At 63.6% G+C, this 14,415-nt stretch carries 15 protein-coding genes; 5 read left to right on the top strand and 10 right to left on the bottom strand.

The window, feature by feature from the left end:
* The first annotated feature begins 12 nt into the window (after nucleotides 1-12).
* On the top strand, nucleotides 13-1,161 hold the full coding sequence (locus KI243_RS33150; protein WP_348529732.1) for a hypothetical protein: 1,149 nt from the start codon (nucleotides 13-15) through the stop codon (nucleotides 1,159-1,161).
* Here the strand turns inward: KI243_RS33150 and KI243_RS03360 are convergent.
* Together KI243_RS03360 and KI243_RS03355 are read right to left on the bottom strand one after the other, a co-directional pair.
* Nucleotides 1,158-3,911 (bottom strand): PAS domain-containing sensor histidine kinase, encoded by a 2,754-nt coding sequence (locus tag KI243_RS03360; RefSeq protein ID WP_212810451.1) that lies wholly within the window; start codon nucleotides 3,909-3,911, stop codon nucleotides 1,158-1,160. The two genes, KI243_RS33150 and KI243_RS03360, sit on opposite strands and share 4 nt — an antisense overlap.
* On the bottom strand, nucleotides 3,908-4,348 hold the full coding sequence (locus KI243_RS03355) for a TadE/TadG family type IV pilus assembly protein (protein ID WP_017125604.1): 441 nt from the start codon (nucleotides 4,346-4,348) through the stop codon (nucleotides 3,908-3,910). Before KI243_RS03355 ends, KI243_RS03360 begins: the two co-directional genes overlap by 4 nt.
* Nucleotides 4,349-4,423: 75 nt before the next feature.
* Here KI243_RS03355 and KI243_RS03350 point away from each other — a divergent pair, with 75 nt between their 5' ends.
* Nucleotides 4,424-4,894 (top strand): prepilin peptidase, encoded by a 471-nt coding sequence (locus tag KI243_RS03350; protein WP_017125605.1) that lies wholly within the window; start codon nucleotides 4,424-4,426, stop codon nucleotides 4,892-4,894.
* 125 nt (nucleotides 4,895-5,019) lie between these two features.
* Nucleotides 5,020-5,805 carry a response regulator transcription factor gene (locus KI243_RS03345; RefSeq protein WP_212810450.1) on the top strand — a complete coding sequence of 262 codons (786 nt, stop codon included), beginning with the start codon at nucleotides 5,020-5,022 and terminating at the stop codon, nucleotides 5,803-5,805.
* Nucleotides 5,806-5,963: 158 nt separating this feature from the next.
* On the opposite strand, the gene KI243_RS03340 is transcribed toward KI243_RS03345, so the two are convergent.
* Genes KI243_RS03340 through cpaB form a run of 8 tightly spaced genes read right to left on the bottom strand, consistent with a single transcriptional unit; the run spans nucleotide 5,964 to nucleotide 13,437 of the window.
* Nucleotides 5,964-6,230, bottom strand: coding sequence for a DUF3613 domain-containing protein (locus KI243_RS03340; RefSeq protein WP_212810449.1), 267 nt, complete (start codon nucleotides 6,228-6,230; stop codon nucleotides 5,964-5,966).
* Between the two features lie 54 nt (nucleotides 6,231-6,284).
* A complete protein-coding gene (locus KI243_RS03335) occupies nucleotides 6,285-7,001 on the bottom strand; it encodes a tetratricopeptide repeat protein (protein ID WP_017125608.1) in 717 nt (238 codons plus the stop codon).
* An 11-nt stretch (nucleotides 7,002-7,012) separates the two neighbouring features.
* A complete protein-coding gene (locus tag KI243_RS03330) occupies nucleotides 7,013-7,903 on the bottom strand; it encodes a type II secretion system F family protein (protein WP_212810448.1) in 891 nt (296 codons plus the stop codon).
* 1 nt (nucleotide 7,904) lies between these two features.
* Entirely contained in the window at nucleotides 7,905-8,792 is an 888-nt protein-coding gene (locus KI243_RS03325; RefSeq protein WP_212810447.1) for a type II secretion system F family protein, read from the bottom strand.
* A gap of 12 nt (nucleotides 8,793-8,804) precedes the next feature.
* A complete protein-coding gene (locus tag KI243_RS03320; RefSeq protein ID WP_085983768.1) occupies nucleotides 8,805-10,082 on the bottom strand; it encodes a CpaF family protein in 1,278 nt (425 codons plus the stop codon).
* The gene (locus KI243_RS03315) at nucleotides 10,079-11,266 is read right to left on the bottom strand and encodes a protein TadZ (RefSeq protein ID WP_017125611.1); all 1,188 of its coding nucleotides are present in this window, start codon (nucleotides 11,264-11,266) and stop codon (nucleotides 10,079-10,081) included. Before KI243_RS03315 ends, KI243_RS03320 begins: the two co-directional genes overlap by 4 nt.
* Nucleotides 11,263-12,480 (bottom strand): type II and III secretion system protein family protein, encoded by a 1,218-nt coding sequence (locus tag KI243_RS03310; protein ID WP_177127873.1) that lies wholly within the window; start codon nucleotides 12,478-12,480, stop codon nucleotides 11,263-11,265. Before KI243_RS03310 ends, KI243_RS03315 begins: the two co-directional genes overlap by 4 nt.
* 18 nt (nucleotides 12,481-12,498) lie before the next feature.
* Complete coding sequence (gene cpaB / locus KI243_RS03305) at nucleotides 12,499-13,437, bottom strand: Flp pilus assembly protein CpaB (RefSeq protein WP_212810446.1); 939 nt, start codon at nucleotides 13,435-13,437, stop codon at nucleotides 12,499-12,501.
* A 306-nt stretch (nucleotides 13,438-13,743) separates the two neighbouring features.
* Here cpaB and KI243_RS03300 point away from each other — a divergent pair, with 306 nt between their 5' ends.
* Nucleotides 13,744-13,935: a Flp family type IVb pilin gene (locus KI243_RS03300; protein WP_177109010.1), complete on the top strand. Its 192-nt coding sequence runs from the start codon at nucleotides 13,744-13,746 to the stop codon at nucleotides 13,933-13,935.
* A 66-nt stretch (nucleotides 13,936-14,001) separates the two neighbouring features.
* Complete coding sequence (locus KI243_RS03295; protein WP_026007664.1) at nucleotides 14,002-14,415, top strand: response regulator; 414 nt, start codon at nucleotides 14,002-14,004, stop codon at nucleotides 14,413-14,415.

Here is a 14,415-nt window from a genome sequence, read left to right as displayed (position 1 = left end):
CTCAAGGCTGCGGTGGGCAATACCCAGGTCAAGTTGGGCGACCTGCTCAAACTGCAGACCGCAACGCCGTCCTCCGGACTGGACGCCACCCTTCAAGTCTTTCAACTGGTCGAAGCATTCGTCCAGTTGGCGAATACCAAGAACGGCGCCGTCGCGAGCATACCGCTCAGCATCCCGGGATTGCTCAATGGCGGCGTCAAAGTGCAAGTCATCGAGCCTCCTCAGCTTTCCGCGACAGGTAATCCGCAGACAGCCGTCGATAACCCCAATGATCCTGCCAGTCAGATTTATGTCCGCACTGCCCAGGTACGGACGATCGTCACATTGAGCCTGCCGGTACTGGATACTCCTCTCGTCAACGGCGTGCTGACGGGGCTCGTGGGAACACTCTCGGATACGTTGAACAATCTTCTGCACCTGAACATCGTGGGTGCATTGAACAGTCTGCTTTGCCCGGTATCGTGTCAGAGGACCGACCTTAAAGTGCTGCCCACCGCCAGCATCAATATTGATCTCGAGGTCGGTAGTGCCGACAGCCACGTTACCGGATTCACTTGTTTGAGTGACGCGACCAAGACACTGACTACACAAACCAATGCTTCGCTGGTCAAGGTAAAAGTCGGCTCCTTCGACCCTTCACACGCATTTGACTCTTCGAGCGACATAGTTGTAGCGCCGCTCCCCCTGGTGGATATTGGCGTAGTTACGTGCTCGCTTTTGGGAGGCTGCATCCCATCCACCCGAGTTCCATTTTATGGAGGAGGGATTGGATTGAGCATCGACAGCACGGCTGGTAATGCCACGGCAAACCGCAGTACCCACCAGTACAACCAGCCGCCGGAAATCAAACAACCTCCGCAATACTGGACGCAACCCACCTCCAACATCGTGGGAGATCTCACCGGGGCACTCACAGGCCTGAAGCTGAATATCTACAAACCGACAGGTTCTAATGTCCTGGGCAGCTTGCTGACAGGGATCGGCAACGTTCTCAACGATCTGAACACCACTCTGGGGGGCATAATCAGCGGCGTGCTAACACCGCTACTCAATCCGATCCTGAACGGATTACTCAATAATCTTGGTATCAACCTGAATCAGATCGAAGTCGGCGCCAACCTCAGTTGCAAGCCACCGGGACGGGCCGAACTGGTGATCTAGTCCGTCAACACCACCGGCAACTCCACACAGAACCGCGCCCCATCGTCGCCATTACGCACGGTCATGCGCCCGCCCATGTTCTCGACGATGCCGTAGCTCACCGACAGCCCCAAGCCGGTGCCGATGCCCACCGGCTTGGTGGTGAAGAACGGTTCGAAGATCCGTTCCAGCAACCGGGGATCGATGCCGCCGCCGTTGTCCTCGACGATCAGCCGCACAACCCGCTCATCGCGCTCGGCCGTGACCGAGATCCACGGCTCGAAATCGCGGTTTTTCTCGCGCTTGCTCAACAGCGCATCCCGGGCATTGACCATCAGGTTGATCAGCACCTGCTCCAGTTGATCGACAAAGCCGCGCACCTGGACCTCGAACTCGATCGGCGGCACGCGCAACTCCACGCCCTTGCCTTTCATGCCCTCGCTCAGCAGCGACAGCGTGCCTTCGACCGCCTGCACGGGGTTGAACGGCGCGGCCTCGATTTCCGAACGACGACCGAACACCCGCATATGGTCGACCACCCGCGCCGCGCGCTGGACCTGGGCGTCGATGCGGTTGAGTTTGTCCTGCAGGTAGTCGATCTGCACATCGCCGTTGCCCAGGCGCTTGAGCACGTTGACGATGGCCATGCGCATCACGTTCAGCGGCTGGTTGATCTCGTGGGCCAGGCCGGTCGCCATCTCGCCGAGGGTGGCCATTTTCGCGCTCTGGGTCAGTTGCTGCTGGGAGCGACGGACCTCGGTGTTGTCGCGGCCCACGGCCTGGACTTCGAGCAACTGCCCCTGTTCATCGAACACGCCACGGTCCGACCAGATCCACCAGGCATGCTCGCGCCCGGGCAACTGCAGGCTGATTTCCGCGGTGCTCACCGGCTGTTCGGGGGTCAGTTGGGCCAGGCGCTGGACAAACGCCGCCTGTTGCTCCGGCGACATCCAGCTCCCCAGGTTCACCCCTGGCAGTTGCTCGGGCGCGCATTCCAGGTAGCTTGCCAGGGGCTTGTTGCCGAAAATCAGGGTCAGGTCCGGGCGGTAGCGACAGATCATCGCCGGCGAATCCTCCACCAGGATCCGGTAGCGCTCCTCGCTTTTCTCGATCCGCTCGGCGGCCAGGGTCGCCTCGGTGACATCCATCCACAAGCCCACCGCTTCCACCGGCAAGCCCAGGTCATCGCGCAACAGTCGCGCCTCATCCAGCAGCCAGTGGTACTCGCCGCCCTTGTCGCGGATCCGGTAGCGGCAACTGACATGGCCCTCGCGCAACAGCTGGCGGGTACGCTCGAAATAACGATCGCGGTCCTCGGGGTGAATCCATTGCACCAGGCCGCCCCCGGCACAGTCGGCCAATGCCAGGCCGAGCAGCGGCAGCAGGCTGTCGCTGAAGAACACCGGGACCAGGGCACCTTCGACATAGCGCTGGACATAGATCACCGCCGGCGAACTGGCGATCAGGTTGTCCAGCCGCGCATGGGCGGCTGCGGCGGCCTGTTCCTGGTTCTTGACGTCGCTGATATCGAGCATGAAGCCGACGATGCGCTGCGCCTCGCCTGCCCCCAGCGCCTGCCCCTGCAGTCGATACCAGCGGGCAGCGCCGGCCGGATCTTCCTGGTACAGGCGCACGCAGAGCAGCATGTCCTTGCCCTGCTGCAAGTCGCGCATGCGGCTGGCCAGTTCCTGGCGATCGGCGGGATGGATCAGGGCCAGCCATTCGTCCATGGACACTATCGAGGCCGTCTCGCCAAGCCCCAGGCCCATCGCCAATGACGCCGCCAGTTGTAATTCGTCCCTGGCCGGCGACCACTCCCACCAGCCCGTCCCCAGCAACCCTTGCAACACGTCCAGGCGTTCCAGTTGCAGATGATGACGCTGCTGGCGCCAGCGGCTGAGCAGCGGCGCGGCCAGGGCCGCCGCCAGTAGCAGCCAATCCTGGTCCGTCAGCTCCGGTGCCCGTTGTTGTACCGGGTAGAAACCGCACAGCAGCCAGGCGGCCACGCCATGGTCATCGCGAAAGGGCACGAGGAAACCATCGGCATTGCCCATGAATCCCTGCAAGCGCAGGTGCTCGCTCAAGCCATCGCGCACGCCCAGGCGCAACGGCGCCATGCCGTTGAGGCTGTCCAGGCCGGTGCCCAGGGCCTGGCCGGTGTGCCAGAGCGTCGGCGCATCGTGACCCCGGTAGTGACTGTGGATCTGCCACTGTTGCTGCGACTCGTCCAGCAAGGCCAGGGCCACGCAGGGGATGTGCCAGCGCTGGGCGAGGCTCTGCAGTTGATCCGCCAGCACCTGCGGCAGGCGCGCCAGACTGCACAGGCGCAATTGCTCGCTCAGCTGTGCGGCGAAATGCTGAAGGTGTTCGCGGCTCTCCGAAACCTGGTTGTGCCTGAGCAGGTCGCCGATATCCAGCGCCTGCAACAGCCAGCCCCCCTGATGCGACTGGAGCCAACCGCGGGTCTGCACGACTTGCCCGGCCAGGCCATTGAAGTCCAGGTCGAGGCTGTGCCCGAGCCAATCGGCCGGCACGCCTTCCACTGACAACCGGCTGGACAGCGCCAGCAGGTCGCGCAGCCGATACGGCCTGCCATGGGGCAATGCTGCGAGCCCGTGGCGCAACGGGCCGCCCACGCTGAGGACGTGCCCTTCTTCGTCGAGCTGGATCTGCAACCCCGCCGAGGAGATGGTCGGCTCGGGCAGCAGGACAGGAGCCGGTTCGCCCGCCCGGCCGAGCAGGCGCCCGAACAGCTTCTCCCCTGAGTTCAAAACTGCATGCTCGTGGTCGAGGTGAGAGTGTCGGGCAGGCTGGGCACCGTGCCGATACCGGGCAGGACCAGGAAAGGCAGAACGTTGCGCAATCTCGAGGTTGGATAGCTGATCGTGACGGTGAGCACCTTCGCCGCGGTAAACTGCGTGGTGATATCACCGTTCTGAAAGTTCAGCGCCGTCGGGATCCAGCCCAGCCTCTGCTGCGCGGCGGCCTTGGCCGTGGTCTGAACCAAGGCCGGGTAGCCTGCGGCGTTCGGATCAACCGCCACCGCTTGTCGTGCCGCCTCGGCCGTCGCCGCGTTGAATGACTGCATCATCAGCAGCGGCAGGCTGTAGCTGACCAGCCCATAGAGCACCGCGAAAAAAATCACGAACACCAGCGCGAACTCGATGGCGGCGGCGCCTTTTTGCTTTTCGGGGAGGCTTGGGGTCATGACTGCGTCTACCCTGACAACTGCACGTAGCTATCAGCATAGAATCATTCGCCGGAAAGGGACGTTTTTTACCCGATGCACAGCCTTGTCCTGCTTCTCTGGTTCGCTCTCTGCGCCGCGCAGGATCTGCGCCAACGGGAAATCGCCAACAGCCTGACCCTGGGTGCCGCGGCACTGGCCCTGGCCTATCTGCTCTGGACCGGCACGACCTGGCTGGGGGCCACGGCGCAACAAGGCGGCTGGGCGTTTCTGCTGGCGTTGCTGTTCACCCTGCCCGGTTACGCCACCGGGCGACTCGGTGCCGGCGACGTCAAGCTGCTCGCCGCACTGGCGCTGGCGAGCGACAGCCGCTACCTGCTCGGCACCTTTATCGGCGCCGGCGTGGCCAGTGTCCTCTGGCTCTGGCTGGGCCCCAGGCTGTGGTCACGGCTGGGTCAACGTCTCAGGCATGTCCTGCGCCATCTCGAACCTGGCCTGTCAAGGAAACAGCCATTCGCGCCCTTCCTGTGGATCGGCCTTTTTTGTATGACACTCGGCATCCATTAGTCGCGGTCCAGGCTACTTCTATGTACATAGTAGGAAAGTGCGTCTACTTTAATTCAAAAGCCCCCGAAGCTGCGCGTGTGGGCAGGGAACTCGTAGTCATTGGCTCGTAAGGCATGGAGTGGCGCGTGAACAAGCTTGTATCGCAAGTGAAGGTGCTGGTAGTCGACGACCAGCCGCTGATCGTGGAAGAACTCTGCGAGTTTCTGGAAAGCAGCGGCTACCGCTGCATACCCTGCCTCTCCAGCCGCCAGGCCATCGAGCGGTTCAGGGAAGATGCCAGCATCGGGCTGGTCCTGTGTGACCTGCACATGCCCGAGCTCGACGGCATCGAGCTGGTCCAGGAACTGCAACGCCTGGCCGGCAAGCGGCGGATCTTCGAGTCGATCATGCTGACCGGCCGTGCCGACAAGCAGGACGTGATCAAGGCGTTGCGCGCCGGGATTGCCGACTACTACCAGAAGCCCGTGGACCTCGACGAATTGCTCGAAGGGATCCAGCGCCAGGAGGCGGTGATCGCCGAACGCAGCCAGAGTGACAACCTCGGTCACCTGAATCAGAAACTGCAGTTCCTCGCCGAGTCCATCGACGATCTCTATCACGATCTGGACATGGTTCGCCGTGCCCCCCAGGGCACGCGTGATGTCGCTAGCGGGGACGATCCGAACGACGCCGACAACCTGGAAATACCGGCCATCTTCAATCAGCTGTCGCCCCGGCAGGTGGATGTGGCGCGGCTGGTGGGCAAGGGCCAGACCAACTACCAGATCGCCTGTGAACTGGGCATCACCGAAAACACCGTGAAGCTCTACGTGTCCCAGGTATTGCGCCTGACCCACATGCACAACCGCACGCAACTGGCCCTGGCCCTGTCGCCCGGCGGTGCGCGCCAGCGGGACGTCACCGCGCACTGAGCGGCCCCGAGACCGGCGTTGCCCATCAGCACGCTTTCGCGGGCAAGCCCGGCTCCCACAGTGTTGTGTCGCACAAAAAATCGGCGGCCGACAAAAACCGTGGAAGCCGGTATGCCGGCGATGGCGCCTGCTCAGGCGCCGAATGACTCGGGGCAGGCTCAGTTGCTCTTCACCTTGCCCCCTTCATCCTGCTTGTAGAAATCCGGAATCGGATGCTTGTAGCTGTCCAGCCAGCGCTGCATGCTCTGTTCGCGCTCGCTGGGCGTCGCCACCTGGGGCGTGGGCGAACGTTGCTGGCCCTGGAGCTGCAACTGCAGCCAGTTTTCCGTCTCCTGCTGATAGCGCGACGACGGTCCCGGCTCGATGGCCTGGAGCGTCGATGACAACAACAGACACCCTGCGGCCAACCCTGCTCGATAGTTCATCTCGTTCTCCCTGACCTCAACCTGGCCTCAACCTGGCCTCAACCTGGCCTCGACTTACTTGACCGCCGGCTTGTCCGCCCCGGCCACCACCGCCACCTGATCCGATCCGGAGCCTGTCGGGTTCTTGAGTTGCTGCGCGCGGGCCTGGGCGTCGCCGACCTGTTCGGGACTCAGGCCCAGGCGGGTCACCAGTTGGGCCGCCTGGCTCCAGTTGTCCTGGTAGATCAGCAGCGTGACCAGGTTCACCGCGGCCAGTGGGTCGGACTGCTTGAGTTCGATGGCGGTGAGGAACTCGAAACGCGCATCCTCCAAGCGCAATTGATTGAGGTAGACCACCCCCAGGTCATTGCGCACCTTTTCATCGGTCGGTGCCAGGCGTGCCGCCCGCTGCAAATGTGCCATCGCCTGGCCGTTGTCCTTGCGCGCGGCGGCCAGTTGCCCGAGCCCATGCTCGCCCTCGGCCGCCAGGCAGGTGCCGAGCAGGCTGCGGTACAGCGGCTCCGCCTCGCCGCGGCCCAGTTGCCGATAGACCCGGGCCTTGCGCAAGCGCACCTCGTCCAGGCTCTCCGGCAGCTTCTGCAGATTGGCGAGACTGGCGTGCAGCTTGCCCTCGTTGGCCATATCGTCCGCCAGGTTCAGCGACAGCTCCTGATCGGCACTCGGTTTGCCGCAACTGCCCCCCGTCCCCGTGAGTGCCGCCCACGGCGCGCGCCCATCCGTGGCACAGCCGCCGAGGGCCAACAGGGCCAAGCCCGCAATCACCGCTTTCATCGCATCACTCCCTAGGTCGTGGCAAAGGCCCTGGCCAAGGCGGTAAAGCCCGGCCCGGCGAGGACAATCAATAACGCCGGAAACAGAAACACCATCATCACCACCGACATCTTCGCCGACATTTTGGAGATGTATTCCTGCAGGCGGGTCAGGCGCCGGTCGTCCAGCAACTGCTTGAGCGCCAGCAGCGATTTCATCGCCCCGCCGCCCTGCTGGATCAATTGCTGGAGAATCACGCAGGTGTCGTCCAATTCGTCCACCGCCAGCAGCCGCGCCGCCTTGCCCAACTCTTCACCGAGCTCAAGGCCGGAATCGACCCGCGCCAGCACCAGGCGCAGTTCGCTGGTCAGCACCGGCAGCAACTGCCGGGACTCGTTGGCGAGCACCCGCAACGCCTGCTCCACGGCCATGCCCGACTCAAAGAGGATCCGCAGCAGCGGGATAAAGGTCGAGACCTCGATGGCCACCTGTTTCTGGCGGTTCCTGGCGACCGCCGCCAGCACGCGCTTGGGCAACAGGTAACCCGCCGCCAGGGCCAGAAAGGGGGCGATCCAGGGGGATTCGACCGTGGGGAAAAACACGCCCTGGCCCAGCAGCACAATCCCCAGTGCCAGCAACGGCACGCCGATCTGGCTGGCGGCATACAGCGAGCGCTGGCTCGCCTTGCGCCACCCGATACGGTTGAGCAACACCTGGGTTTCGTTATCCAGGCTCACCGAGCGCTGGCCGAAGCGGCTATCGCCCAAGGCCCGCAACCAGCCGCTCAGCTTGCCGGTTTCGCGCACCATATGCCCCTGCAGGCGTTGCGTCACCGCCCGTTCGCGCTGGCGGTCCCGCAACAGACTGCCGACCATCAGCACCAGGGCGGCGAGAAACAACAGTGCGCTGATCAACAGGGCCATCTCATACGCTCCGCAACATGCGCCACAGCGCCAGACAACCGAACACCTGCAGGCCGAAGGAAACCAGCAACATGCGCTGGCCGCTGGGGTCCTGCCACATGTTCAGCAGGTAGCCGGGATTGGTCAGCATGAAGTAGCCCGCCACGCTGACCGGCAACAAGGCCAGGACAACCGCCGTCATGCGTGTCTCGCCGGTCATGGCACGCAGTTGCCGCGCGCCTTGCTCACGCTCGCGGATCAGCTTGATCAGGTTCTCCAGCAGCTCGCTGGCATTGCCGCCATAGCGGTGATTGACCTTCAGGCCGAGCGCCAGGAAACGAAACTCCTCGCGCTCGTAGAACTCGGCAAAATCATTGGCCGCCTCGGGCAGGCTGACCCCCAGATCGACATTGCGGCGCACCCGGCCCATGGCCTCGCGTAGCGGATCCGCCGACGCGTCGATGCCACCGAGGATCGCGTCGGCCAGGGTCTTGCCGGATTTCAGGCTGCGCATCGCATGGTCGAGCACGGGCGGCAGTTGTTCGACCATGCGCCGTACCCGGCGCCGGTAGCGCCAATCGACAAACAGGCGCAGGCCCAGCGGCGGTACCACCAGCATGACCAGCACGCCGATCAGGCCAGCCGCCGCCCAGCCCACCAGCACGAGCACTGCCCACATCACCAGCCACAGGCCCAGCCGCTCCCCCGGGCGGTCGAAGCCGGCACGCAGAAACAGCCGGTCCAGGCGATTGCGGGTCGGGCTCACGGCACTGACCAGCTCCGGCTGCCCCTCGGCCAGCCGGCTCAATACCCGCTCATTGCCGGTCTTGCGCATGCCCAGGTAGAACAGGCGCACCGAGGCGCCGAGCAGCAACAGGCCGATCAGACCGAGCAACAGCGCACCGAGCATGGTCGAGCCTCCTCAATCATCAAAGGTCAGCGACGACTCGCGTCGCAGCTTGTCGCCCGCCGGATTGACGGCATCGCGCAGGAACCCGAAACCGCTCCGCCGGTCCAGGCGGAACAGGGTGTTGGTGACATAGACGTCGTCGCGCACCCCGACCACTTCCACCACCTCGCTGACACAGCGTCGACCATCGGGCATGCGGGTCAACTGGATCACCACGTCCAGTGCCGCGCAGATCATCTGACGCAGGGTCTTCTCCGCCACCTGACGTCCGGTCAGCCCTACCAGGGTCTCCAGGCGCAGCAGGGCATCCTGGGCATTGTTGGCGTGCACGGTGCTCATGGAACCGTCGTGACCGGTGTTCATCGCGGTCAGCACATCGAGCACTTCGACGCCGCGGATCTCGCCGAGGATGATCCGGTCCGGCCGCATCCGCAGGGCGTTGCGGATCAGGTCGCTGGACTTCACCTCGCCATGGCCCTCGGCGTTCGGCGGGCGGGTTTCCAGGCGCACCACGTGGGGATGATTGAGCTGCAGTTCGGCGACGTCTTCGATGGTGACCAGACGTTCATGGCGGTTGATCAACTGGCTGAGGATATTCAGCAAGGTGGTCTTGCCGGTGCCGGTACCGCCACTGATCAGCACGTTGCAGCGCTTGCCCACGGCCTCCTGGAAAAACTCGAAAATAGCCTGGTCGATGGTCTGCATCGCCACCAGGTCGCTGCTCTTGAGCATGTCCTTGCGGAACTTGCGGATGGACAGGCACGGCCCGTCCAGGGCTATCGGCGGGATGATCGCGTTGACCCGGCTGCCATCGGGCATCCGCGCATCGACCATCGGCGACGATTCGTCCAGCCGACGGCCGAGGGGCGCGAGAATACGCTGGATGACCCGCTCCACATGATGGTCGTCGATAAACCGCAGGTCGCTCTGGTGCAGGATGCCGTCGCGCTCGACAAACACCCGGTGCGGGCCGTTGACCAGGATCTCGGTCACCGCCGTATCGCGCAGCAGCACTTCCAGCGGACCGAAGCCGGTGAGTTCGTCGACGATCTCTTCGGCCAGCCGCTCCATCTCGTAGCGGGAAATCGCCAGGTGCAGGCGCGACACGTACTCGCCGACCTTGTCGATGACAAACTGCGCCAGGGCCTGGCGCGAACCTTCCAGCAGGTTCTTTCCCGACTCCTCGATGGCATCGATGATGTAACGGTGCAGGACCAGCTTGAGGCCTTCGTGGTCGGTGTTGCCGGCCGACGAGCGCGACTGGCCGCCAAACAGTTTCTCGGCCATCACTTGTGTCCCCAGAGCCGGTTGAGCCAGCCCTCGGCCGTTTTGGTGCGTCCCTCGGAGCGCTTGGCCAGGCGCTCACCCAGGGTCTTGAGGCCCTGGGTCAGCGCTTCGCGGGGGGCCAGTTCGAACAGGGTCTGGCCCTGGTTCTTGGCATTGAGCCGGACCTCGGCGCCATAGGGCAGCACCGAGATGACCTCGAAGCCGAAGGTCTTGCCGAGGGTTTCCGAGTCCGGCGAAACCCCTTTGAGGTAGCGATCGACCAACAGCCGGGCGTGGTCGAGCTTCATGCCTTTCTCGCGCCACAGGTTGAGCACCGCCAGGTTGCGTCGGCAGTCGAGGACACTCTGGTCGGTGTACCAGAGCAGCTTGTCGCAATGACTGACAAAGGTGCGCAGGGCTTCGCTGTCGGACTGCCCGGTGAGGTTCACCACGATGTGCTGGAAGTGCTGGCGCAGGGCGCTGAGCAGCATGTACAGCTCGGCGGCGCTGGTGCGCTTGAGCGGCTCGTCGCCGCTGGCGTAGGCCAGGATGCGCAGGCCCGCCTCGGCGCTGGTGAAGGCGCTGTCGATCATCGTCGCATCCAGCCGGCGCAGATGACGCAGGGCATCGCCGAAGTGAAACGAACTTTCCAGGCCCAGCAGCGCCAGGCTGTCGCCACGGGGCAACCCCAGGTCGAGCAGCAGGGTCTGTTGCCCGCTCTTCTGCACCACCAGCGCCAGGTGCGTCGCCAGCAACGCCCCGTCGGCATTGCCCTGGACCCCGTAGAGCACGGTAAAACCACCCAGCTGGGTGCTCGGCGTCACCGCCGGCAGGCGCTTGCTCAGACGCCGGACCAGGCCGGCCACTTCACTGGAACGTGAGCCGTAGGCGACGAAATCCCGGGCACCGGCACGCATCGCATTGAGCACCAGCTGGTTATCCATGCCATCGCCGAGGGCAACGATCGCCAGCATCGGCTTGGCCTCCAGCACGCCTTCGATCAAGGCACTCTGGGCCACCAGGTTCTCGCGGTCGAGGCCGACGAAGATCAGCCCGGCGAAAGTGACGTCCACCAGCGACAGCAATTCATCGAGGCTGCCGCCGGCACTGACCACCTGCCCCAGCGGCGCCAGCGCGCCCTGCAGCCACTCCAGGTCGGTGGTGTTGCGGGTGATTGCCAGGAAGGTCTGGCTCAGGCTCTGGCTCATTGCGATAACCCACTGCGGCGGTCGTAGTTGCCGTTGTCGAGGAAGAACAGCCGGAACCAGTTCGGGTCGTACTCGCGCAGTTTCTCCCCGGGCAGGCCGGGCAACTGGGCATCCGCCGCCAGCGGCTGGACCAGGTGCGGGGTGACGATCATCAGCAGTTCCTGCTCTTCACGCTTGAGGCTCGAGTTGCGAAAGAACGCACCCAGCACCGGTATCTCGCCGAGTCCGGGGAGCTTGTTGACCTGGGAGCTGTTGCGCGTGCTGATCAGGCCACTGATGACGAAGCTCTCGCCATCGGCCAGGGAAATGCTGGTATCGGTGCGCCGGATGGTCAGCGCCGGCACCGGTGTGCCGGAAATGGTCACCGCGTTGCTGTAGTCCAGCTCGCTGACCTCGGGTGCGACTTTCAGGGTGATGCGGTTTTTGCCGATCACCGTCGGCGTCAGTGTCAGGCGGATACCGAACTCCTTGTACTCGATGGAGATGGTGTCGCTGCCGCTGCTGGGTACCGGGATCGGGATCTCGCCACCGGCCAGGAAACTCGCGCTCTGCCCGCTCAGCGCCACCAGGCTGGGACGCGCCAGGGTGTAGGCGAAGCCGCTGCTTTCCAGGGCATTGATCAGCGCCTTGACCCGTCCACCGCCAAAGCCGATATTGAAACCGCCGGTATCGAACGGCAGCCCTCCGGTCAGGCTGCTGCCGACCTGCGTGCCTGGGGTGCCAAACAGAAAGTTTTTACCCTGGCCGAAAATCGAGGTTCCAGCTTCCTTGAGCTTGGTCCGGCTGACTTCGACAAAACGAATATCGGTCTGTACCTGGCTGGGCAACGAGGGATCCGCCGAAGGGGCTGCCGAAGCCGTGGTCAGCCCCGCCGTGGCCTTGCCCTGGACAAACACCATGCTCTGGCGCGGCGTGCTGGAGCAGGCCGTCCAGACCATCAGGCTGGTGGCCCCCGGCGCCATGCCGGTGAGCAGGAACGCCTGGTTGCCGTTGAGGTGTACGTCGGCGATCTTCGGATCGCCCACCGCCAGCCGGGTGATTGCGACCGGCGACTGCAACGCCTGCTGCTGGCCTTCGCCCACTTCCAGCACGGCCGGCAACTGCCCGAGGCCGGAGCAGGATGCCGTCGAAGCCGCCAGCACCGACTCCAGCGGCAAACTCCCCAGGACCAGGGCCCAGACCACGCGTTTTACGCTCGACAGCGATCCACTCATGCGGAACTTCCTTGCAGGTCAGGGCGTTTGTTGACTGATTTGATTGCCACGAATCACCTCGACACCACGGCCATGTCCCGTTCCCGGCGTCGCCAGGGACTGGCCCCTGGGCGCGCCGGCCAAGGCCAGCTGGGTGAACTGGAACAACTCGTGGTTGGCGGTCTCGAGGTGGCCCGTGCCGACGTTTTCCCCGGCCCAGTAGCGCGGCAACAGATGCTCGTCGGCACTGCGCACGGCCAGGCGCAAGGTGCCGACCTGGGTCGCCAGCATCAGCCGGCTCAGCAGTTGTTCGGGCACCGCCAGGACCACGGTGCGGGCACCGGCGCGCCGCTGCTCCTGGCGGACACGGTCGTCCGCCGTCAGGGCCGGCGTGGCGGGCTTGCCGTCATTGGTCAGGCCCAGTTGCTCGCCGACACTGAGCAGGCGCATCGCCGGGATCACCACCTGGGCCGACTGCTGCAGGTTGCTCGCATCCTGGCGCAGGAACAGCAGCACATCGACATAGTCGCCCGGGGTCAACTGACCGCCAGCGCCGATCACTTCATCCACCGCCACCGCCAGCGCGCGCTCATCGGCACGGATCATCCGCGCCAACGGGCCACCGGCCTGGAAGCTTTCGTCACTGAGCCAGGTCCCGGCTTTCAGGGGACGCCAGGGTGTGCGGTCGACCGCCTGTTGCAACGAACCCAGGCTGCCGGCGGGTGCATTGCGCAGCCGTTCGACCACCAGGTCGGCGGCGGTCAGCGGCACAAAGGGCGGGACATCGTGGGCCAATACCACCACGGGTTGACGGGTCTGGTCTTCGGCGCTGGCCACAGCTTTTTCGACAGGCGCGGAGGGCGCCTCTGGCGGAGCGACCGGTGCCGGCTGACGACTCAGCGTCAATCCCCAATAACCGGCAATGATGGCACCGATCAACAAGATGACCGCAAGCACCATGGTCACGCGACTGTTCATGACGGCTCTCCCTTTCCTGCTGCACGACAGACTGAAAAACCTGCGCATTCAGGCAGCTATGAACATCAACTATTTCGCTATTTGAAGGTAGCGCAGCTAGGACAAAACGCCATTAACGCGTGGAAAATATACAAATGAATAGAAAGAAAACCGGACTTTATTGACGCCAACTTCCGGATTAATACTTTGGGATTAATCCGTTCTTACAGTTGTTGCTCGTCGTTTTCTTGACAATGCTGTGATGGCATAGGGAAACCATGTCGCAAGACCGCTGCAACGGCGCTTTCAAGCGCAAGGAGATGTCAGATGTTCCTTGAGTTGGTTATCAGACTATATGTGCAGGTCCAGGTTTTCTTTCACAGGAAAGAGGGCGCATCAGGTATCGAATATGCGATTGTCGCGGCAATGGTCGCCGTCGTGATTGCGGGTCTGGCGGGAGGCATAGGTGACAAAATCAAGACGGTATTCACCAATATCCAAAACGGCATAGGTTCCTGACCCCACTCCTCACGTCCCCCAAAGAGGCGCTACACTCCCATGCAAACCCAGTGACAGGAATCGTCCATGACCTCCTCTGTTCCCCCACGCCAACAGCTCCTTTTAGTGGATGACGAAGAGGACGCCCTTCTGGAACTGGCCGAGCTGCTGGAGGGAGAAGGGTTTTCCTGTTTTACCGCCACTTCGGTCAAGCAGGCGCTGTTCCACCTGACCAAACACCCGGACATCGCGCTGGTCATCACCGACCTGCGCATGCCCGAGGAAAGTGGCATGTCGCTGATCAAGCGTCTGCGCGAACACACCTCCCGCCAGCACCTGCCGGTGATCGTGACCTCCGGTCATGCCGATATGGACGATGTCAGCGATATGCTGCGCCTGCAGGTCCTCGATCTGTTCCGCAAACCCATCTATCACGTGCGCCTGCTGGAAACCCTCAACAATCTGTTTCCGCAGCCACGGATCCACGTCGTCGGCTCCTGA

It is taken from the genome of Pseudomonas sp. Ost2 (assembly GCF_018326065.1).
GTDB lineage: Bacteria > Pseudomonadota > Gammaproteobacteria > Pseudomonadales > Pseudomonadaceae > Aquipseudomonas > Aquipseudomonas gingeri.
The sequence above is the reverse complement of the archived record's forward strand: the minus strand, read 5'-3'. Positions and strand labels throughout refer to the sequence as shown.